This window comes from Roseobacter sp. YIN89 (assembly GCF_057219365.1).
This window is the reverse complement of sequence record NZ_JBXVVD010000002.1, coordinates 272,329-291,460: the sequence shown is the minus strand read 5'-3', so window position 1 is coordinate 291,460 and position 19,132 is coordinate 272,329. Positions and strand designations below refer to the sequence as shown.

Annotated in this window: 22 protein-coding genes; 11 read left to right on the top strand and 11 right to left on the bottom strand. The window is 57.6% G+C overall.

The annotated features are described in order from the left end of the window. The first annotated feature begins 35 nt into the window (after positions 1–35). Positions 36–1,115, top strand: coding sequence for an NAD(P)/FAD-dependent oxidoreductase (locus AC2D8V_RS07575; RefSeq protein ID WP_484732925.1), 1,080 nt, complete (start codon positions 36–38; stop codon positions 1,113–1,115). Here the strand turns inward: AC2D8V_RS07575 and AC2D8V_RS07570 are convergent. The 5 genes from AC2D8V_RS07570 to AC2D8V_RS07550 form a co-directional block, all read right to left on the bottom strand. Further along, a complete protein-coding gene (locus AC2D8V_RS07570) occupies positions 1,105–1,617 on the bottom strand; it encodes a GNAT family N-acetyltransferase (RefSeq protein ID WP_484732924.1) in 513 nt (170 codons plus the stop codon). The genes AC2D8V_RS07575 and AC2D8V_RS07570 overlap by 11 nt on opposite strands. Continuing rightward, complete coding sequence (gene eno, locus AC2D8V_RS07565; protein WP_484732923.1) at positions 1,617–2,891, bottom strand: phosphopyruvate hydratase; 1,275 nt, start codon at positions 2,889–2,891, stop codon at positions 1,617–1,619. Before eno ends, AC2D8V_RS07570 begins: the two co-directional genes overlap by 1 nt. A 62-nt stretch (positions 2,892–2,953) precedes the next feature. After that, on the bottom strand, positions 2,954–3,826 hold the full coding sequence (locus AC2D8V_RS07560) for a DMT family transporter (protein ID WP_484732922.1): 873 nt from the start codon (positions 3,824–3,826) through the stop codon (positions 2,954–2,956). A gap of 7 nt (positions 3,827–3,833) precedes the next feature. Beyond that, positions 3,834–4,547, bottom strand: a complete 714-nt coding sequence (locus tag AC2D8V_RS07555; RefSeq protein WP_484732921.1) for an NYN domain-containing protein — start codon at positions 4,545–4,547, stop codon at positions 3,834–3,836. A gap of 6 nt (positions 4,548–4,553) precedes the next feature. Further along, positions 4,554–4,976, bottom strand: coding sequence for a Fur family transcriptional regulator (locus tag AC2D8V_RS07550; protein ID WP_484732920.1), 423 nt, complete (start codon positions 4,974–4,976; stop codon positions 4,554–4,556). Positions 4,977–5,303: 327 nt separating this feature from the next. Here AC2D8V_RS07550 and AC2D8V_RS07545 point away from each other — a divergent pair, with 327 nt between their 5' ends. Both AC2D8V_RS07545 and AC2D8V_RS07540 read left to right on the top strand, forming a co-directional pair. After that, positions 5,304–6,623, top strand: a complete 1,320-nt coding sequence (locus AC2D8V_RS07545) for a DEAD/DEAH box helicase (RefSeq protein ID WP_484732919.1) — start codon at positions 5,304–5,306, stop codon at positions 6,621–6,623. Between the two features lie 58 nt (positions 6,624–6,681). Further along, positions 6,682–7,572, top strand: coding sequence for a DMT family transporter (locus AC2D8V_RS07540; protein WP_484732918.1), 891 nt, complete (start codon positions 6,682–6,684; stop codon positions 7,570–7,572). Here the strand turns inward: AC2D8V_RS07540 and AC2D8V_RS07535 are convergent. From AC2D8V_RS07535 to AC2D8V_RS07525, 3 genes are read right to left on the bottom strand one after another with little or no spacing between them, the layout of a single operon-like run. Further along, on the bottom strand, positions 7,569–8,981 hold the full coding sequence (locus AC2D8V_RS07535; RefSeq protein ID WP_484732917.1) for a protein adenylyltransferase SelO: 1,413 nt from the start codon (positions 8,979–8,981) through the stop codon (positions 7,569–7,571). The two genes, AC2D8V_RS07540 and AC2D8V_RS07535, sit on opposite strands and share 4 nt — an antisense overlap. 43 nt (positions 8,982–9,024) lie before the next feature. After that, entirely contained in the window at positions 9,025–9,474 is a 450-nt protein-coding gene (locus AC2D8V_RS07530; protein ID WP_484732916.1) for a GNAT family N-acetyltransferase, read from the bottom strand. Continuing rightward, a complete protein-coding gene (locus tag AC2D8V_RS07525) occupies positions 9,471–10,412 on the bottom strand; it encodes a nucleoside hydrolase (RefSeq protein ID WP_484732915.1) in 942 nt (313 codons plus the stop codon). The genes AC2D8V_RS07530 and AC2D8V_RS07525 overlap by 4 nt, the downstream gene beginning before the upstream one ends. Positions 10,413–10,456: 44 nt before the next feature. Here AC2D8V_RS07525 and AC2D8V_RS07520 point away from each other — a divergent pair, with 44 nt between their 5' ends. Further along, positions 10,457–10,909 carry a hypothetical protein gene (locus AC2D8V_RS07520; RefSeq protein ID WP_484732914.1) on the top strand — a complete coding sequence of 151 codons (453 nt, stop codon included), beginning with the start codon at positions 10,457–10,459 and terminating at the stop codon, positions 10,907–10,909. Here AC2D8V_RS07520 and mazG read toward each other — a convergent pair. Further along, positions 10,906–11,718, bottom strand: a complete 813-nt coding sequence (mazG, locus tag AC2D8V_RS07515; protein ID WP_484732913.1) for a nucleoside triphosphate pyrophosphohydrolase — start codon at positions 11,716–11,718, stop codon at positions 10,906–10,908. The genes AC2D8V_RS07520 and mazG overlap by 4 nt on opposite strands. A 63-nt stretch (positions 11,719–11,781) precedes the next feature. On the opposite strand from mazG, the gene AC2D8V_RS07510 reads away from it, so the two are divergent. From AC2D8V_RS07510 to AC2D8V_RS07495, 4 genes are read left to right on the top strand one after another with little or no spacing between them, the layout of a single operon-like run. Further along, entirely contained in the window at positions 11,782–12,951 is a 1,170-nt protein-coding gene (locus AC2D8V_RS07510) for a M20 aminoacylase family protein (RefSeq protein WP_484732912.1), read from the top strand. A 3-nt stretch (positions 12,952–12,954) separates the two neighbouring features. Continuing rightward, positions 12,955–13,923 carry an agmatinase gene (gene speB, locus AC2D8V_RS07505; protein ID WP_484732911.1) on the top strand — a complete coding sequence of 323 codons (969 nt, stop codon included), beginning with the start codon at positions 12,955–12,957 and terminating at the stop codon, positions 13,921–13,923. Continuing rightward, the gene (speB, locus tag AC2D8V_RS07500; RefSeq protein WP_484732910.1) at positions 13,923–14,873 is read left to right on the top strand and encodes an agmatinase; all 951 of its coding nucleotides are present in this window, start codon (positions 13,923–13,925) and stop codon (positions 14,871–14,873) included. The genes speB (AC2D8V_RS07505) and speB (AC2D8V_RS07500) overlap by 1 nt, the downstream gene beginning before the upstream one ends. Positions 14,874–14,907: 34 nt before the next feature. Then, positions 14,908–15,315: a DUF1499 domain-containing protein gene (locus tag AC2D8V_RS07495; RefSeq protein ID WP_484732909.1), complete on the top strand. Its 408-nt coding sequence runs from the start codon at positions 14,908–14,910 to the stop codon at positions 15,313–15,315. Here AC2D8V_RS07495 and AC2D8V_RS07490 read toward each other — a convergent pair. Further along, on the bottom strand, positions 15,253–15,540 hold the full coding sequence (locus AC2D8V_RS07490; protein ID WP_484732908.1) for a hypothetical protein: 288 nt from the start codon (positions 15,538–15,540) through the stop codon (positions 15,253–15,255). The genes AC2D8V_RS07495 and AC2D8V_RS07490 overlap by 63 nt on opposite strands. A 62-nt stretch (positions 15,541–15,602) precedes the next feature. Here AC2D8V_RS07490 and prfA point away from each other — a divergent pair, with 62 nt between their 5' ends. The 3 genes from prfA (at position 15,603) to AC2D8V_RS07475 (ending at position 18,258) form a co-directional block, all read left to right on the top strand. After that, the gene (gene prfA, locus AC2D8V_RS07485) at positions 15,603–16,655 is read left to right on the top strand and encodes a peptide chain release factor 1 (RefSeq protein WP_484732907.1); all 1,053 of its coding nucleotides are present in this window, start codon (positions 15,603–15,605) and stop codon (positions 16,653–16,655) included. Between the two features lie 14 nt (positions 16,656–16,669). Further along, positions 16,670–17,485 carry a peptide chain release factor N(5)-glutamine methyltransferase gene (gene prmC, locus AC2D8V_RS07480; protein WP_484733873.1) on the top strand — a complete coding sequence of 272 codons (816 nt, stop codon included), beginning with the start codon at positions 16,670–16,672 and terminating at the stop codon, positions 17,483–17,485. Between the two features lie 221 nt (positions 17,486–17,706). Next, positions 17,707–18,258, top strand: a complete 552-nt coding sequence (locus AC2D8V_RS07475; protein WP_484732906.1) for a DUF4167 domain-containing protein — start codon at positions 17,707–17,709, stop codon at positions 18,256–18,258. A 5-nt stretch (positions 18,259–18,263) separates the two neighbouring features. Here AC2D8V_RS07475 and rsmA read toward each other — a convergent pair whose 3' ends face one another. Further along, complete coding sequence (rsmA, locus tag AC2D8V_RS07470; RefSeq protein ID WP_484732905.1) at positions 18,264–19,106, bottom strand: 16S rRNA (adenine(1518)-N(6)/adenine(1519)-N(6))-dimethyltransferase RsmA; 843 nt, start codon at positions 19,104–19,106, stop codon at positions 18,264–18,266. Positions 19,107–19,132: the final 26 nt, after the last annotated feature.

Below are 19,132 nucleotides of genomic sequence, written 5' to 3'. Positions count from 1 at the left end.
GTCTCGTGCTTATCGCCCGCCAAGAGGAGAGCGAAGTGAAAGTCATCGTAATCGGCGCCGGAGTGATCGGCGCGTTGACAGCATACAAGCTTGCGCAGGCAGGTGCCGAGGTGACGGTGATTGACGGGCGCGGCCCGGCTGCTGGAGCGTCGGGGGCCTCCTTTGGTTGGATCAATGCGAGCTTTTATCTCGATGAGGTGCACTACCGTTTTCGACAGGAAGGCATTAACGCGCACAAGCGGTTGCAGCTTGATCTGGGTACCAGTGCAATCCGGTGGCAGCGGTGTCTGTGCTGGGAGGAAACAGGCGACGCTTTTGATGCGCAATTCCGCGCGTTGCAACAGCTTGGCTACCCGGTGCGCGCGCTGTATCGCGATGAAATTGCCGCGCTCGAACCGAAGATTAACCCACCCGAGCGCGCGTTGATGTTTGAAAGTGAAGGCGTCGCCAATCTGTTGTCGCTCACGCACGACGCTCTCGCCACTGCGCAAAGCTATGGCGCCAAACTGGTGACCGGTATTGATGCGACCGGTATCGAGCATCACTCAGGCCGAATAATTGGCGTTCGCTGGTCTGGGGGAATTCTGGCTTGTGACAAGGTTGTCGTCGCCGCGGGCGTAGCAGCGCCCGATGTGCTTCGTGATACGGGTGTTCATTTGCCCATGCTGGACCGTCCCGGCGTCATCATGCGTTCGACAGTGATGCCACCCTTGTTGGCGCATATATTGGTTACGCCCGATGGTGAAATTCGTCAGGATACTTCGGGCCGGTTCATTGTGCCGACCGCGGCCTCCCATCAAAGCGATGCAACAGAGAAGATCGAAACCGATCCGCGAGTGCTGGCTCGTGCGGCGGCGGCGCGGGTTTCCGAACTGGTCGGCATGGATATCGACTGGGATGCCGTGGCGCTGGCTTATCGCCCAGTGCCGGGCGATCAACGCCCGGTCATCGGCTCTGCAGGTCTTGAAGGCCTCCACGTCGCTGTTATGCACTCTGGCGCTACCTTGTGCGCCATTGCCGCTGAAATCACATCCAGCGAAGTCATGGAGATGCCGTTGTCAAACGAGACTGCAGCGCTCGTCGCACCATACAGGCCGGAGCGCTTCACAGTTTGAATTCGTAAAACACCAGAAACTGGTCAATCTCCGGTGTCTGGCCAGAATAGGGGCCGCGTTTACGAAACCCGAGCTTTTCGTACATGCTTTGCGCACCCGTAAATAGCCGAGATGTATCAAGAAAGACGGTTTCATACCCGTCTTGGCGCGCCTGTACCATCAACGCATGTGATACGCTCGAAGCCACGCCGCACCCACGGGCGCTCGGGCGCACATATACCCGTTTTATTTCTGCTTCCGTATCGCTGAGCGGGTGGGTCATGCCGCACCCCACCGGTTCGCCATCCATTTCCGCCAGAAAGATGATACCTTTCGGACGGGCATGTTCCTGTTCCAACCCCGCCATGATCGCGGTGTAATTGGCCTTGCTGTAACGTACGGATACGGCGTTTCGTACCTCGTCGCTGTGGCTGAGCAGGTAGTCTCGGTATTCCCAGCACAGAGTGCGGACATTTTCGAAGTCGGCAGGCGTTTCCGCCTGCCGGATGACCACATCCGTCATCAGCGCAGGATCGAACGACCCGCGTATTCTGCGGTTTCGCCCAAAGCTTCTTCGATGCGGATCAGCTGGTTGTATTTGGCCAGCCTGTCCGATCGCGCCAAAGAACCGGTTTTGATCTGGCCGCAGTTTGTAGCGACTGCAAGATCAGCAATGGTGGCATCTTCGGTTTCGCCGGAGCGGTGCGACATGACGTTGGTGAATCCGGCACGGTGTGCCATGTCCACAGCTTTAAGAGTTTCCGTCAAGCTGCCGATTTGATTGACCTTTACCAGCATTGAGTTCGCGGACCCACGTTCAATGCCCATAGCCAGCCGTTCAGGATTGGTGACAAAAAGATCGTCTCCGACCAGTTGCACTTTTTCGCCGAGTGCTTCCGTCAACGCCTTCCACCCGTCCCAGTCATCCTCTGACATGCCGTCTTCGATGGAAATGATCGGGTAGTCATTTACCAGCGCGGCGAGATAGTCGACGTTTTCGTCGGAGCCAAGCGATTTGCTTTCGCCCTTCAGTTCATATTTGCCGTCGCGGTAGTACTCGGTCGCGGCGCAATCCATTGCGAGGTAGATGTCATCACCGGGTTTAAAGCCTGCCTTTTCAATGGATTTCAGAATGAAATCAAGTGCATCGCGGGTCGAGCTGATGTTGGGTGCAAAGCCCCCCTCATCCCCGATACCCGTCGACAGGCCCGCCGATGAAAGCTCTTTTTTCAGTGTGTGAAAGACTTCAGAACCCATGCGCACAGCTTCGCGGATGTTGTCCGCAGCAACAGGCATGATCATAAATTCCTGAATATCGATCGGGTTGTCGGCATGCTCGCCACCATTGATGATATTCATCATCGGAACGGGCAGAACACGGGCAGAAGTGCCGCCGACGTAACGGTAAAGCGGTTGCGTGCAATAATCCGCCGCAGCCTTTGCCGTCGCCAGTGAAACGCCCAAAATGGCGTTTGCACCCAGTCTGGACTTGTTCGGGGTGCCGTCCAATTCGATCATCGCGCTGTCGATGTCCACTTGTTCTGTCGCATCGATGCCGACCAGCGCTTCTGCGATTTCACCGTTCACCGCAGCGCATGCTTCGAGCACGCCTTTGCCCATGTAGCGTGACTTGTCTCCATCCCGACGCTCAACAGCTTCATAAGCGCCGGTAGAGGCACCAGAGGGCACTGCTGCGCGACCCATTGTGCCATCTTCGAGGATCACGTCGACTTCGACCGTGGGGTTGCCGCGGCTATCGAGGATTTCGCGCGCGTGGATGTCGATAATGGTGCTCATGGATCAAGGCTCCCTAAATTGAGTTACGCGGGTCTTACCGTGCTGGTTCATGGAAGAAAAGGTCACTGAGCGTTAGCGCGAACATTTCTTTCTCGCCAAAGCGTGTAAAGACCAGAGCCAACCACCACCGCTGCGCCGATCAACGTCAATGCGTCGGGACGTTCGCCAAAAATAAAAACGCCTACAATCAAAGCAAATATGATGCGTGAATACCTAAACGGTGTCACAAAGCTGATCTCGCCGATGCGCATGGCGGATACAATCGCATAGTAGGCGGCGATGCCAATGACGATCGCAATCACAAAGTAAACCCAGTTAAGGGTTGAGAGCGCCACGAAGGATGTGCCGTTCAGGCTCATCATAATCGCTGCCGTTGGTACGAGAACCAGAAAGGCCAGAAAACTTAGCTGTAAAGAGGATGTCTCGGGCGGCACACGGCGCGTCGCAAGATCGCGGATGCCCAGACCGATTACGCCTTGCAAGGCAAACAGAGAATACCAGTTGAACCCTTCCATCCCGGGGCGGATGATCAGCAATACCCCGATGAACCCGACGAAGATTGCTGTCCAGCGACGCCATCCGACGGCCTCTTGCAAAAAGAGCGCAGCGCCCAGTGTGACAAACAGCGGCGTCGCTTGCAAAATGGCTGAGGCAGACGACAAAGGGGTCAGGGCAATCGCTGTGACAAAGCCCAAAGTGCCGATAAGTTCGCCCAACGCGCGCAAGGCAATCGGAATGGTCAGCATGCTGCGGTCAAAGAGCGCTTGGCCCTGCATCAGCAGAATTGGACCGATAAGAACGGCACTCCCGATGCCTAACATGCCGACAATCTGACCGATTGGCAGTTCAACGGCCATCAATTTGATCAGCATGTCTTCAATCGCGAACAAAAGCATGGACAGGACCATGAGGCCGGCGCCGCGCAGGTTTTCCATCTGCGATCTACTTCTTGGGCCGGATCAGGATGGTCTTGCCGTCCATCTTGGTTTCAAACTTGTCAGATAGCGCCTTGATCAATCCACTGAATTTTGTGTGCCCATAACTCCGCTGGTCAAAATCCGAGTGGCTGCTGGTGATGATGTTCTTGATGGTGCTGATGTTATACCATTCCTCGTCCTGCTCTATTGCGACGATGGCGTTACTGATCCTTTGGTAGGCGTGGTTAAGCGGCAATGAGGGTTGTTCTGAGCCTTGTCGGGATTTGTCGTCGCGCGCACCGCCGAGGTTTTCAATCAGGATAAACCGATTGCAGACATTGCGCAGCGCTTCGGGCGCCTTGTTCTCGCCAATACCGATGACCATCAGCCCATCTTCACGCAACCTGTTGGCCAGCGCCGTGAAATCGCTGTCAGATGACACCAGAACAAAGCCGTCAAATCGCTGTCCGTGCAAGATGTCCATCGCATCAATGACAAGGCCGATGTCAGAAGCATTCTTTCCCGTGGTGTTGGCCGTTTCCTGATGCGCGACAAGGCCCAACGACCGGATGCAATCCGACCACTTGCCCAGTTGGCCGCTTGACCAGTCACCGTAGACGCGGCGAAGTGCAGGTTCGCCGATCAGCTTTACCTCATCAAGGATCGCCGAGGCGAACTTGGCAGGCACATTGTCGGCATCAATCAGTACGGCCAGCAGGGGGCGATCGCGGTTGCTCATTCGGACCTAGCCTTTGTCTTTCTTGCGTAAAGGGACGCCATACAACTCAAGCCGGTGTCCCAAAAGCTCGTAGCCGAGTTTGCGTGCAATCTTTTCCTGCAAGGCCTCAATTTCCTCGTCAACAAATTCGATCACCTCGCCACTGTTGATATTGATCAGGTGGTCGTGGTGATCGCGCTCTGCATCTTCATAGCGGGCGCGCCCGTCACCAAATTCCAGCTTGTCCAGAATGCCCGCTTCTTCGAAGAGTTTGACCGTTCGATAGACCGTCGCGATCGAAATGCCGCTGTCGATGGCCGTGGCGCGCGCATACAGTTCTTCGACGTCGGGATGGTCGTCGCTGTCTTCTAGCACCTGTGCAATAGTGCGTCGCTGTCCGGTCATGCGAAGCCCCTGTGCCTCACATCTGTGGATGATCGATTTAGTCATGTCGTGCCCCTGTCGCGTAAGGGTCACATCTAACGAGGATTGGGCTTTGGTGCCAGCCAAGTTTTTCACAGAGCTTGACATCGAGGATGGAAGCCCTCATGTGCCCTGTAGGCGATGCTTTCTGCCGCGTGAGCAGTCCGGACAGACGGGAATTCCCCGACCAGGTCCGCCGTAAAGCCCGCCACCGTTCCCAAAATCACGCGTGGGGCCGACCGCCATCGGAGTGGTGCGCATAATTCTGTGCGCGCCGGTGATCCATTTGGCGCCCCTTACCACGCCGTTTTGCGGCGTATGCATGGCGTGCGTTTGCGTGCCAGAAAGACAGATATGAGTGATTTTGATATGATGGGCTTGCCACCAAAGCTTGTGGCCCGCCTGAAAGACATGGGGCTGGACACGCCCACACCAATACAAAAGCAGGCAATTCCGCACGCACTGAACGGGCGGGATGTCATGGGGCTGGCGCAAACAGGCACTGGCAAAACCGCGGCATTCGGTGTGCCGCTTGTTGCGCAGATGCTCGAGCTTGACGGCAGGCCTGCACCGAGATCCGTGCGCGGGCTGGTGTTGGCACCGACGCGCGAACTGGTCACGCAGATTCACAAGAACTTGCGCGCTTATGCCGACAAAACAAAAGTTCGGGTGGGCATGGTCGTTGGCGGACAGAGCATCAACGTTCAGATCAAGCGTCTGGAGCGTGGCGTGGATCTGCTAGTGGCAACGCCGGGCCGACTGCTCGATTTGATGGACAGGCGCGCAGTTCGGCTGGATGAAACAGTTTTTCTGGTGCTTGATGAGGCTGACCAGATGCTCGACATGGGGTTCATCCATGATCTTCGCAAAATAGCGACAGTCATCCCGAAAGAGCGCCAGACCATGCTATTTTCGGCCACTATGCCCAAACAGATGAACGAGTTGGCGCAAAGCTACCTGCGTAACCCGATCCGTATCGAGGTGTCACCTCCGGGAAAAGCGGCAGACAAGGTTACTCAGGAAGTGCATTTCATTGCCAAGGCGGAAAAAACGAACCTGCTGGTCGAAATGCTGGACAAGCACCGGGACGAGCGCGCGCTTGTGTTTGCACGCACCAAGCATGGTTCTGAGCGTTTGATGAAATCGCTAGTCAAGTCGGGCTATGGCGCGGCATCGATTCATGGCAATAAAAGTCAGGGACAACGTGACCGCGCACTCGCTGCTTTCACTTCTGGCGAAGTCATGGTGCTGGTTGCAACAGACGTGGCGGCACGCGGTTTGGACATCCCCGATGTTAAACACGTGTACAACTTTGACCTGCCGAATGTGCCGGACAACTACGTGCACCGGATCGGGCGGACGGCGCGCGCCGGTAAGGATGGCGCGGCGATTGCCTTTTGTGCACCCGATGAGATGGGCGAATTGATCGCGATCCAAAAGACGATGGGTGTGCGTATTCCCGTCGGGTCGGGCCGGCCATGGGAAGCTGCAGAAAGTGTTTCTGAAACAAAACCCAAAGGCCGCGGCGGACGTGGCCGTGGACGCGGCAGAGGCGGCGCTGGCCGTCCGCAGGCCGGCATGCCAAGTGGCGGAAATGCGCGTGGCGGCAAGCCCGGCGGAAGCCGGAGCCGGCGGCGTGGCGGAAAACCGAAAGCGGTTGGCAACGCGGGTTAATCCGGTGTCGCGCGCAAATGTGATTGACATTGACGCTTCGCGGCGATCTTGAGCCGCTATGGAGCCGAAATCACATATGGATGCCTTTGGGGCTGCGGCCCTGATCGCCTTTGCGCTGCACCTCGCCTTTAATCAGGTGGTGATCAAAGTCGCCAATGGTGGCTTTGGCCCCATCTATGCCGCTGGCCTTCGGTCGGCGGGGGCCGTCGTGGTTTTGCTGATCTGGATGAAGCTGCGCGGCATTCCACTTACAGTACCGCGCGCTGCAGTGCCCGCTGGTATCTTGTCTGGTGTCTTGTTCGGCTTTGAATTCATGGTGCTCTTTTCAGCGCTTGATTTCACCACTGTCAGCCGCGCGTCGGTCATCTTTTATTCGATGCCGGTGTGGTTGGCGATCGCAAGCCATTTCCTGATGCCCGATGACAGGTTGAGCGGGATAAAGTCGATCGGCCTCGCTATGGCTATGCTTGGCGTTGCCATAGCGTTGCTGGATCGAAGTGACACGTCTGCATCGCTTGAAGGTGATTTGATGGCGCTGGGCGCCGCACTCGGCTGGGCCGGCATTGCGCTGTTGGTCAAGACTACCCCGTTAAAAACAGTGCCTCCGGCGCAACAACTGATGTTTCAGGTCTTGGTGTCTGCACCCATCCTTCTGGGTGCTGCGGTCATCAGTGGCGATTTGCTGCGCGATCCTGAACTTATTCACTACGCTGCACTCCTGTTCCAGATTGTTGCTGTGGCGTCTCTGGGCTTTTTGGTCTGGTTCTGGCTCCTGACGATATACCCTGCATCTTCGGTCGCCTCGTTCAGCTTTTTGTCTCCGATCTTTGCGGTGATCCTTGGTTGGCTTTTGCTTGGAGAAGAGGTCGGGCCGCAAGCGTGGGTTGCGCTCGGGTTGGTCTCGGCGGGAATATACCTGATCAACCGCAAGCCACGACGCCCGACTTAGGTGCCGCAGAAGGTGGCCGGAACGCGCTCTGACGCGGCAGGTGGGCGCATCAATTCAGTATCATCAGTGCCAAATGGGTCGGCAAGTGCTGTCGTCAGCCTGTGAAACGGTGCAAAGTCACCTGCCACGGCCGCCGTTATCATCTCTTCGATCCGGTGGTTGCGCGGTATGATGCGGGGGGAGGCGGCTTGCATCACCTTGTACGGGTCATCTTCACTGGCGATGCGCGCACGCCATTCCGAGGCCCAAGCGTCGAACGCCTCCCGATCGAGGAACTGATCACGCGCGTCGGCACGCGCCAGCGCATCGAAGGTGTTTGTGAAGTCCGCATGATTTTCCTGCATTAACTTGAGCAGGGCCTCGATGAGCGGAAGATCGTCAAGGCCCGCATCACCAATACCTATTTTAGCGCCCATCCGACCGATCCAGGCCCGCTCGATCAATCCGGGCATCGCGTGTACAATTTCAGTTGCCTCACCGACCGCGGCTTCTGGATCATCCAGTTGCTGCAGCAGTGCTGTGGCCAGTTGCGCCATGTTCCACACCGCAATGCGCGGTTGGTTTGAAAACGCATATCGCCCGGTCTGATCAATCGAACTAAAGACCATATCGGCGTGGTATTCATCCATAAATGCACATGGGCCGTAATCGATGGTTTCTCCTGAAATGGCCGCGTTGTCGGTGTTCATCACGCCGTGGATGAACCCGACGGACATCCACGCCGCGATCAATTTTGCCTGTGCCGCGCAAACGGCGCGCAGCAAGCCAAGAGGGCCATCGGCATCCGGATAGTGACGCTTGATCGCGTAAACAGTCAGTTCTTTTAAAGCATCCGTTTGCCCGCGATGGGCAAAGATCTGAAAGGTGCCGACCCTGAGATGGCTACGCGCAACGCGTGTCAAAACGGCACCAGGCAGAACTGTCTCTCGAATGACGTCCTCGCCGGTCAGTGTCGCCGCCAGTGCGCGTGTTGTTGGAATGCCCAACGCATGCATCGCTTCGGACACCACATATTCGCGCAACACAGGCCCCAGCCACGCGCGCCCATCACCCATGCGCGAGTAAGGCGTCGGGCCGGATCCCTTAAGCTGGATGTCACGCCGGATGCCGTCGCTGCCGATCACTTCGCCCAGCAGGATTGCGCGACCGTCGCCAAGCTGCGGATTATAGTTACCGAACTGATGGCCTGCGTATAGCTGCGCCAGAGGGCTCGCCCCTTGCGGGACGTCAACGCCGGAGAAGACGCGCGCGCGAACTGCGTCCGTCGCGTCTGGCACGCCCAAAAGCGCGCCCAGATCTTCGTTATAGGCGACAAGTCTGGGGTTTCGCACCGGCGTGGGATCCAGACGAGAATAGAAGATCTCTGGCAGCCGGGAAAAACTGTTATCGAAAGGAAGGGTCAGTGTCATGAGACGGATATATGCCCTGTCTCGCCTTAGTGCCAGTCGCGACCTAGAAGTTTCGCGTCATGAGCATGTAACGAGGCCGCGCACGAAAGCCCGCACGCGCGTAGAGTTTGTGGGTGGTTTCTGCTTCGCGGTCTACTTCAAGATGGAGCGCCTTCAGGCCTGCGCCCGCCAAGGCACGGGGCAGGGACTGCAAGGTTTCTGACGCGATACCACGTCCGCGCACGCCGGGACGGACGTAAATCTCGTCTATGAACCCGTCCAGCCCGCCAAATTCGACCGACCAGCCAAATGTGACGATCAGATAGCCGATGGGCGCACGCGCTGGTCCGATGAGGTAGGCGACGCCGTGCGGGATGCCTGATAACAGCGGTTCAAGCCCCGCACGTCGGGCTTCGGGCGCAAGTGTGATGCCTTGTTCTGTGTGAAAGGCGCCAACAAGTGCATCCAGCTTGTCGAGATGCTCAGGTGTCGCGAGTGTCAATGCGGCGCTCATAGCCGCGCAATCCGTTCTGTCAGCAATTCAAAAAAACCGTCTGCATCCAGATCGCCGATAAACAGAGCATTCGGCGCGCGATCGGTGACGCCCCACCAGTCTGCGACGGTCATGCCCATGGTCAATTCCGAGGACGTTTCGATCTCGACATTTATGTGGCGTCCAGAAAAAAGTTCCGGCCGTAGCAGATAGGCCGTCACGCAAGGGTCGTGCAGTGGCGCACCGGCTGAGCCATATTTTTCCTTGTCGAACCGTTCAAAGAAATCCGTCATCTCCGCCACGGCCACGCCGGGCTTTGTCGCAAGTGCGCGGAACCGGTCATTGCGATCCTGTGTCACCAGTGCCTTGTGCGTGACATCCAGTGGCATCACGACAATATGGATTCCTGATTTGAAAATGATATCAGCTGCTTGTGGATCAACGTAAATGTTGAATTCCGCCGCGGGCGTGATGTTACCAACTTCAAAGTAGGCACCTCCCATCAAGACAATTTCCTGAACTCTTTCCACAATGTCAGGCGCCTTTTGGAACGCGGTAGCAATGTTTGTGAGTGGGCCCAGCGGGCACAGGGTGACTGTTCCGGGCGGTTCGGTGCGCAGTGTTTCGATAATGAAATCCACAGCATGTGTATCCTGCAGCGGCATCTTGGGATCCGGCAGGTCGGGCCCGTCGAGCCCGGTTTTTCCATGGACATGTTCTGCGGTGACAAGCGGGCGACCTAATGGGCTGTCGCAGCCAGCAAAGACACGCGTTTGCGGTTTTCCGGCCAGTTCGCACACGATGCGCGCGTTCTTGGCCGTCAACTCCAGCGGCACGTTACCCGCAACGCAGGTGATGCCCAAAACGTCGAGATCTTCTGGACTGGCAAGTGCCAAAAGGATCGCAACGGCGTCATCTTGTCCGGGATCGGTGTCTATGATGATCTTGCGTACTGTCATGCGCCCTGTTTGCAGGGCAGCATGGCGGATGTCCAGCGCCCAAAGTGGTCAAAGAGACGCCACATTCGCGTGCTACGGCAGGAGCCATGGAAGAGGTATATTCATATCGGTTGCAAGGGCGTCGCCTTGTCGTTTGGTCGTCAGCGGTGGCCATTGCCATGCTGTGTATGCTTGCACTTTACGAAAAAGCGCCATGGTTCATTTGGGCGATTTGGCTTCCATGCGCTGCTATGTTGCTGTTCTTGCTGATTAAAAACCCAACTTCAGGTGTCAGGTTGATGCGGGACAGGTTGATCCTGTCGCCGTGGCAAAAGCCCCGCGAAATCATGCTGAAAGACGTGCAGAGGGTTGTTTTTGTATCTTGGAGCGACAGCACCGACATGGAAATACATACCGCAGATGGTGGCAAGATCCGCGTTTTTTCCGGCGATATCCCGCCCAAAGAACCTTTTATGAGCAAGCTGGAAGCTTTGGGCGTTCCAGTTTTCGAACGTTAGCCGCGCATTTCCAGTTTTGCTTCATCCCATAGCGCATCCATCTCTGCCAGATCGCTGTCGCTGGGTGTCTTGCCGCGTTCAGCCAGTTTTTGTTCCACACGTTCGAAACGGGCGGTGAATTTAGCATTAGCTGCGCGCAGCGCCGCTTCGGGATCAAGACCAAGATGTCGGCCAAGATTGGCCATGACAAATAGAAGGTCTCCGAACTCTTCCTCAATCTCTGCGGGGCCGAGTTGAGCCTGCGCTTCAACCAATTCTGCAGCCTCTTCGGTGATCTTGTCGATTACATGCGCCGTATCCGGCCAGTCAAAACCGACGCGCGCTGCGCGTTTCTGCAACTTGAGCGCGCGCAACAGGGCGGGTAAGCCGATCGCGACCCCGTCCAGCGTTCCTTTCTGCTTTTTCCCTGCGCGTTCTGCTGCCTTGATCGCTTCCCAGTCCGCGGTTTGCTGCTCGGCGGATTTCTCGCGCGACTCGTTGCCAAACACGTGCGGATGCCGGGCTACCATTTTGTCTGAAATGGAACGAACGACAGATTGAAAGCTGAAATGCCCTGCTTCTTCGCCCATAGCCGTGTGATAGACGGTTTGAAGCAGCAGGTCGCCCAGCTCTCCTTCCAATTCTGACCAATCACGCCTCTGGATGGCGTCGGCAACTTCGTACGCTTCTTCAATGGTGTAGGGCGCGATGCTGTCAAAGTCCTGCTCGATGTCCCACGGACAGCCATTTTCCGGATCCCGCAAGCGGCGCATGATCTCAAGCAAACGTTCAATTCCCGCTTCGGGGTCGTGGATCAGATCATCTGCCATTGCAGGGCGGGCCTCTTTCTTGTCTGATGCAGCAGACAGACATTTTATCGGGGAGTCCAGACCATGCCAGTTGTTAACCGCATCGCTGCGATGAGTGATGAGATCACTGAATGGCGCAGGCACCTGCATACCATTCCAGAACTTGGCCGCGCCTGCCATAAGACGGCAGCCTTTGTCGCCGACCGGCTGCGGGAATTCGGGGTGGACGAGTTGCACGAGGGGATCGCGCAAACAGGCATCGTCGCGATCATAAACGGCAAGGGCGCGGGGCCGACTATTGGCTTGCGTGCGGATATGGATGCGCTGCCGATGCCGGAAACAGCGGATCTGGAGTATGCATCCACGCATCCCGGCGCAATGCACGCCTGCGGGCATGACGGGCACACCGCGATGCTGTTGGGCGCGGCCAAATACCTTGCCGAGACGCGGAATTTTTCGGGGCGGGTGGCGCTGATTTTCCAACCTGACGAAGAGGATACGGGCGGCGGTGAGGCCATGGTGCAGGAAGGTATCATGGACACCTTCAAAATCGGACAGGTCTTTGCCATGCACAATGCGCCCGCGTTCGAGACCGGCACGTTCAATCTGAACCCCGGGCCGATCATGGCAGCGGCGGACGAGTTCAATATCTACATTGATGGGATCGGTGGGCACGCGGCGCGCCCGCACGAGACGGCGGACCCTGTGTTGGCTGGCTGCGCGATGGTTCAGGCCCTGCAAAGCATTGTCAGCCGCAATGTGGACCCAATGCAGCAACTGGTCGTGTCGCTGACACAGATCCACGGCGGTACCGCGCACAACGTGATCCCAGGAACCTGTCATATCAACGGAACCGTGCGCACGTTTTCCAAAGACGTGCAGGCCATGGCTGTGCGCCGTATTGAGGAAATCATGAACGGGCAGGCGGCTTCCTATGGTGTCACTGCGCGTCTGGAGTACAAATACGGCTACCCGCCTACAATCAATGCGCCGCAAGAGGCCGCCTTTGCGGCAGAGGTCGCACGAGAGATTGCCGGTGACACGGGTGTCGACGAAAACGTAGCACCGGTGATGGGGGCCGAAGATTTTGCCTATATGCTAGAAGCCCGTCCTGGCGCGTATGTTTTTTTGGGCCAAGGCGACAGCCCCATGTGCCACCACCCGCTTTACAACTTCAACGACGAGATCGCGCCGATCGGTGCGTCGTTCCTGGCGCGCCTCGTTGAACGCGCTCAGCCTGTTGCCGGAGCATAAACAGTGGGACTTGGCGAAGCAAAAAACCAGATCGACCACGCCTTTACGCGTGACGATCTGAAGGGGCACAGTCACGAGAATGTTTTTGGCGGCGCGGCATCTTTCTTGCGGCGCAAATACACCAAGGATCTTGCCGGTGTGGATATCGCCGTAACCGGTGTGCCGTTCGATCAGGCGGTGACAAACCGCACCGGAACGCGTTTGGGCCCACGTGCCATTCGTGAGGCAAGCTTGTTACAGCCCTGTGACCCGCCTTACGGTTGGCCTTTCGATGTTTTCAGCGAGTGTGCCATCGCCGACTATGGCGACTTGGCGTTCGACTATGCGCAGGTTGCGGAATTTCCTGCAGCGCTCAAAGATCATATTGCAGGGATCATTTCTCAGGACGTGGCGACAGTGGTGCTCGGCGGCGATCACTTTGTGACTTATCCCATCCTGAAAGCTTATGCGGATAAATTCGGGCCGATCTGCCTGCTGCAGTTTGATGCGCATTCTGATAGTTGGCCCGATGACGATGAAAGCCGCATTGATCACGGTACATTTGTGTACAAGGCGATCAAGGGAGGCATCGTCGATCCGGCGCGGTCAGTACAGGTGGGCATTCGCACAACCAATCCTGACCCGCTTGGGGTGACGACAATTGATGCGCGTGAGGTGCACGAACAAGGCGCGGCGGCGGCGGTTGCCAAGATCAAGGACGTACTGGGCGACGCGCCCGTCTACCTGACCTTTGACATCGACGCGCTCGACCCGGCTTATGCGCCCGGCACCGGGACGCCGGTTTGGGGTGGTCTGACCTCGGCGCAGGCGGCCATCATGTTGCGTGATCTGGCCGGCATCAACATTGTTGGCGGCGATATCGTCGAGGTATCGCCCCCCTTTGACCAGACCGGGGCGACAGCTGTTGCGGGGGCACATGTCGCAACGGAAATACTGTGCCTGCTTTGGCACAACTTGCGGGGCAAGGCCTGATGGCAGCCAAGAACCAACCGATCAGTGGCAATGATCTGGCACGTTTTTCCGGGCCCAACAGCTTTATGCGCCTGCCGATGGTCAATGACCTCAAAGGACTTGACGTCGCCGTGCTGGGGATTCCGATGGACATAGGTACATCGTGGCGCTCCGGAACCCGTTTCGGTCCGAAAGAGGTGCGCTCTCAATCCGCGATGATACGGCCCTATCACATGGGGACCGGTGCTGCTCCTTTTGACAGCTTGCAGGTGGCCGATATCGGTGATCTGGCGATCAATACGTTCTCACTGACCGACAGCCTGCGGATTATCGAAGAAAGCTATAACGCAATACTCAACTATGATGCGATGCCGGTGGCGATTGGTGGCGATCACTCCATAACTCTGCCGATCCTTCGGGCCATGCACAAACGGTTTGGCCCCGTCGCCTTGGTGCATGTCGACGCGCATGCGGACGTCAACGACGAGATGTTCGGCGAAAAGGAAACCCACGGGACCGTTTTCCGGCGCGCTTTTGAAGAAGGGCTGATCGTCCCTGAGAAAACTTATCAGGTCGGGCTGCGCGGCACCGGTTACACGGCCGAGGACTTTACCGAAGCGCAGGGTTGGGGCTTTCAACAGTTTCCCGCGCAAGATCTGTGGCATCGCAGCCTGACAACGCTGGGCGGCGAGATACGGCGCGACATCGGCGCTGACATGCCGGTTTATGTTTCTTACGACATTGACAGTCTGGATCCGGCTTTTGCCCCGGGTACAGGGACCCCCGAAATCGGAGGGCTGACAACATCACAGGCGATGGAACTTATTCGCGCTCTCAAGGGTTTGAATATCGTGGGATGTGACCTTGTCGAGGTATCTCCAGCTTATGATACCTCGGGCAACACAGCGCTCGTCGGTGCGAACATCCTGTTCGAGTTGTTATGCGTCCTGCCCGGTGTGGCATACCGATGACAGGGTGGTACAGGATTTAATACGGGGAAACGTCATGCGACTTTTATTCTGGGCCGTTGCGCTGGTTGCCGCGGGTGGTGCCGCCTACGTTCGCCTTGCTCCGCATAATGCAGCACAAGTGCATGCGGCGATCGCAGATACGCAATCTGCAGATACAGCCAATAGCGCATTGCGCGTCGTTCCAGCGGATGAAGAGATGTTCGAGGCCGCCTCTGCCTACATGCAAAACTTGCCCCGCACAAACGTGCTGGCAGGCGATGTAGCGTCGCGGCGGATTTCTTTTGTTACGCGCTCTCGTGTTTTCGGGTTCCCCGACTACACAACGCTGCAACTGTCGGATGGCACACTCAAGGCCTACGCGCGTGTGCGGTTTGGACAGTCAGATATGGGCGTCAACCGAGAAAGACTGGAGGGGCTGCTCGCCGCGATCAAGGCCGGATGACAGACAGCCCTGTTCGATTTCACGCCACATCGGCACGTTCAGCGACATTTGACACTGCGCCATAAACATGCGCCCGTCCACTTGCATGCAGATTGTCTGGCCTAGTTCGACACGCGAACCGGATTTGTCCGTGCAATAGCACTCCACGGTTTTCCCGCTGGGAGATGTCACATCGGCTACAGCAGGCAGGCTCAAAAAACACAAAAAGATGGCCAATCGTTTCATGCAGCAAGTGTAGCATGTTCACGGGCCTTGACCAACTCGATTCAATAATGGATTGCAACGGTATGATCCCATTAGACCGATTGCGCCAAATTACCGATCGCTTCCAGTATCTGGAGGCCGCAATGGCCTCTGGCGACGGGGGCGATATTGCCGCGCTGTCAAAGGAATACTCTGACCTGCGCCCAGTGGTGGAGCAGATCGCAGCATACCAGCAGCTTCTCAGCGACATGGAAGAAGCCCGCGATATGCTTGACGATCCGGATATGGCGCCCTTGGCTGAGGAAGAGCTGCCACGTTTGAAAGCCGCGCTGCCCGATGCCGAAGAAGCGCTGCAGCTTGCGCTTTTGCCCAAGGACAAAGCCGACGCGAAACCTGCCATGCTGGAGATCCGGCCCGGTACCGGAGGAGACGAGGCAGCGCTTTTTGCCGGTGATTTGCTGCGTATGTACCAACGATACGCCGAGTCCAAGGGCTGGAAGATGGACACGATCGAACTGCAGGAAACCGAATTGGGCGGAATCAAAGAGGCGGTGGTTCACGTCAAAGGGCAGGATGTATTTGCGCGGTTGAAGTTCGAAAGTGGCGTGCACCGTGTCCAACGCGTCCCAAGCACCGAAAGCGGCGGTCGTATTCACACATCCGCCGCGACTGTCGCTGTTCTGCCCGAAGCCGAGGATGTTGATATCGATATCAATCCCGGCGACCTGCGGATCGATACAATGCGGTCATCCGGTGCAGGCGGTCAGCACGTCAACACCACGGACTCCGCGGTTCGGATCACCCACGTGCCGACAGGCATCGTGGTTACAAGTTCGGAAAAGTCGCAGCACCGCAACCGCGAGATCGCCATGCAGGTGCTCAAGGCCCGCCTTTATGATCTGGAGCGCAACCGCGCCGATACCGAGCGCGCAGCGGATCGCGCAGCGCAGGTCGGATCGGGGGACCGGTCCGAACGGATCCGGACATACAACTTCCCGCAAGGTCGCATGACAGACCACCGCATTAACCTCACGCTGTATCGGCTGGATGCGATTCTGCAGGGGGATCTGGACGAAATTGTCGATGCGCTGACGGCAGATGCTCAGGCGCGACTTATGGCGGAGATGGGCCAGTGACCGCCGCCGAAGCCATGGTTGCTGCGGTTGCCCGACTGCGCGCCGCCGGCGTTCCTGACCCGGCACGCGATGCGCGTTTGCTCCTTGCACACGCGGCACAGGTGGATGCGGCACGAGTGACGTTGATCGCGCCTGAGGATATCGCACCGGATATTGCGGAACGCTATGACAACCTCGTGGCGCTAAGGGCGGTGCGTGTTCCTGTGTCTCAACTGATCGGATCGCGCGAGTTTTACGGACGCCGGTTTGATATCAGCAATGCCGTGCTTGACCCGCGCCCCGAGACCGAAGCGCTGATCGATGCGGCGCTGTCTGACAGTTTCCGTAGTGTTCTGGATCTTGGCACAGGATCCGGCTGTATCCTGATCACGCTGCTGGCAGAGCGCACGGACGTCACCGGGCTGGGTATTGATCTCAGCGAGGATGCCTGCCTGCAAGCCAGCGCCAATGCTGTGATGCACGGTGTCGCGGAACGCGCCGGGTTCGAGCAATCGAACTGGTTTGACAACGTGGAGGGGCGTTTTGATTTGATCGTTTCCAACCCACCGTACTTGACAGCCGATGAAATGGCGCACGCCCAGCCAGAGTTGCGCGACCATGAGCCGCGACTGGCACTGACAGACGAGGGCGACGGCTTGTCCGCCTACCGTACCATAGCCGCGCAGGCACCGTCTTTCCTAAGTGCTCAGGGTCGGGTTTTGGCCGAGATCGGCTGGCAACAGGGTGACGATGTGCTGGAGATCTTCCGGGATCAGGGGTGGGCGCAGGTCGTGATTCTCCCTGATCTGGACGGGCGGGATCGTGTCGTCAGCGCCGCCAATCCCAACTGATTTTCGTGCATTGCAGGCATAAATGAGCCGAAATCAATCTATTTTGCGGTTTTTCCCTTGCAGCCTGCGGCGTTGCATGTTTATTCGAAGATGTTGCAGCGGTGGATGCCACACGGCGGTCCCGCGCGGCATTATGCCCAACAAATCGACATCCCGGATTTCGCTTATCTGCTTTGCCAATCCGGTCACACGATCAACAGCATGAAGGCTGAGCCTGTTCCATGAAATCATCGCGTTCTCGCTCCCGCTCTAAGGGCAATCGCAACCGGTCAAATAACCAGGGCGGCAATGTCGTCAATCGGGTTTTTGACAGCTCTGGTCCCGAGGGCAAGGTACGCGGCACGCCGCAACAGATCATCGAAAAGTACAATCAGTTGGCGCGAGATGCGCAGCTGGGCAACGATCGCGTGGCGGCAGAAAATTTCCAGCAGCACGCAGAGCACTACCTGCGGCTTCTGAGCGAGGCGCAGCGCGAGATCGAAAGCCGTCGCGAAGAGCAGGAGCGTATCAACCGCGAGCGTCAGGCTGAGCGCGATCGCGAACGGGCTGAGCGTCAGGAGCGCGAGGCCAATGCACCGCAAGCGGAACAGCCTTCGCCGGATGCGTCTGAAAGCGACGGCGAAAGCAACCTTGTCGAAACACCGGAAAGCCAGCAAAAGCCCAAGCGCAACACACGTCGCAAACCGCGTCAGAAACAGGATGCACAGAGCGACGACCAGCCATCACCACCCGATCAAGGCGGCGATGACGATGCGCCAAAAGCTGCGGAATAATCTGGCTAGCCTTTAGCGACTTCGCGCGCAAGCGCGCAGAACGCTTCCAAGGGTACCTGTTCCGCCCGTTCCGTGGGCTTTATGCCAGCAGCGATCAACCTGTCCTCGATATCGTGACCAAGGCCCTTGAGGGCTGCGCGCAGCATCTTGCGACGCTGGTTGAAAGCGGCGGCCACAACTCGTGACAACACCGCAGCGTCAGCCTCAAAGCGTGGCTCTGGCAGTGCGGAGAGATGAACAACGGCGCTTGCCACTTTGGGAGGCGGGGTGAAGGCGTCCGGTGGCAAAGTCATGACCATGCGTGCGTCGGCCCGCCACTGGGCCAGAATTGCAAGTCGCCCGTAAGCCTTGGTCCCGGGCTGGGCCACAATACGCTCTGCAACCTCGCGCTGGAACATCAACGTTAAACTTTCCCAAAAGGGCGGCCATTCCTGCGGTGTTAGCCAGCGCACCAATAATTCTGTGCCCACGTTGTACGGCAAGTTGGCCGCTACGCGCACCGGCGGTGTCAGATGTTGCAACGGGTCGATGTCCAGCGCGTCGCCTTCGATGACGCTCAACCGCCCGGGATAGGCCGCGACAATCTCGGCAAGTGCTGGCAGGCACCGGGCGTCTTTTTCGATGGCCAACACGTGTCGCGCGCCCTCAGACAGCAACCCGCGTGTCAAGCCGCCGGGGCCGGGGCCAATTTCAAGCACATCACACGCATCAAGAGCGCCTGCCTGACGCGCGATCTTGGCGGTAAGATTGAGATCAAGCAGAAAATTCTGGCCCATCGATTTGCGCGCCTGCAAATCATGCGTTTTGATGACATCACGCAAGGGCGGCAAATTGTCGATCGCACTCATGTGTCTTTGCCCCCCCCAAATCTGCG

What these genes read in the sequence shown, in the direction of transcription:
- AC2D8V_RS07570 (WP_484732924.1), bottom strand. Translation starts at nt 1,617, where the DNA reads ATGACGGATGTGGTCATCCGGCAGGCGGAAACGCCTGCCGACTTCGAA.
- eno (WP_484732923.1), bottom strand. Translation starts at nt 2,891, where the DNA reads ATGAGCACCATTATCGACATCCACGCGCGCGAAATCCTCGATAGCCGC.
- AC2D8V_RS07560 (WP_484732922.1), bottom strand. Translation starts at nt 3,826, where the DNA reads ATGGAAAACCTGCGCGGCGCCGGCCTCATGGTCCTGTCCATGCTTTTG.
- AC2D8V_RS07555 (WP_484732921.1), bottom strand. Translation starts at nt 4,547, where the DNA reads ATGAGCAACCGCGATCGCCCCCTGCTGGCCGTACTGATTGATGCCGAC.
- AC2D8V_RS07550 (WP_484732920.1), bottom strand. Translation starts at nt 4,976, where the DNA reads ATGACTAAATCGATCATCCACAGATGTGAGGCACAGGGGCTTCGCATG.
- AC2D8V_RS07545 (WP_484732919.1), top strand. Translation starts at nt 5,304, where the DNA reads ATGAGTGATTTTGATATGATGGGCTTGCCACCAAAGCTTGTGGCCCGC.
- AC2D8V_RS07540 (WP_484732918.1), top strand. Translation starts at nt 6,682, where the DNA reads ATGGAGCCGAAATCACATATGGATGCCTTTGGGGCTGCGGCCCTGATC.
- AC2D8V_RS07535 (WP_484732917.1), bottom strand. Translation starts at nt 8,981, where the DNA reads ATGACACTGACCCTTCCTTTCGATAACAGTTTTTCCCGGCTGCCAGAG.
- AC2D8V_RS07530 (WP_484732916.1), bottom strand. Translation starts at nt 9,474, where the DNA reads ATGAGCGCCGCATTGACACTCGCGACACCTGAGCATCTCGACAAGCTG.
- AC2D8V_RS07525 (WP_484732915.1), bottom strand. Translation starts at nt 10,412, where the DNA reads ATGACAGTACGCAAGATCATCATAGACACCGATCCCGGACAAGATGAC.
- mazG (WP_484732913.1), bottom strand. Translation starts at nt 11,718, where the DNA reads ATGGCAGATGATCTGATCCACGACCCCGAAGCGGGAATTGAACGTTTG.
- AC2D8V_RS07510 (WP_484732912.1), top strand. Translation starts at nt 11,782, where the DNA reads ATGCCAGTTGTTAACCGCATCGCTGCGATGAGTGATGAGATCACTGAA.
- speB (WP_484732910.1), top strand. Translation starts at nt 13,923, where the DNA reads ATGGCAGCCAAGAACCAACCGATCAGTGGCAATGATCTGGCACGTTTT.
- AC2D8V_RS07495 (WP_484732909.1), top strand. Translation starts at nt 14,908, where the DNA reads ATGCGACTTTTATTCTGGGCCGTTGCGCTGGTTGCCGCGGGTGGTGCC.
- AC2D8V_RS07490 (WP_484732908.1), bottom strand. Translation starts at nt 15,540, where the DNA reads ATGAAACGATTGGCCATCTTTTTGTGTTTTTTGAGCCTGCCTGCTGTA.
- prfA (WP_484732907.1), top strand. Translation starts at nt 15,603, where the DNA reads ATGATCCCATTAGACCGATTGCGCCAAATTACCGATCGCTTCCAGTAT.
- prmC (WP_484733873.1), top strand. Translation starts at nt 16,670, where the DNA reads ATGGTTGCTGCGGTTGCCCGACTGCGCGCCGCCGGCGTTCCTGACCCG.
- AC2D8V_RS07475 (WP_484732906.1), top strand. Translation starts at nt 17,707, where the DNA reads ATGAAATCATCGCGTTCTCGCTCCCGCTCTAAGGGCAATCGCAACCGG.
- rsmA (WP_484732905.1), bottom strand. Translation starts at nt 19,106, where the DNA reads ATGAGTGCGATCGACAATTTGCCGCCCTTGCGTGATGTCATCAAAACG.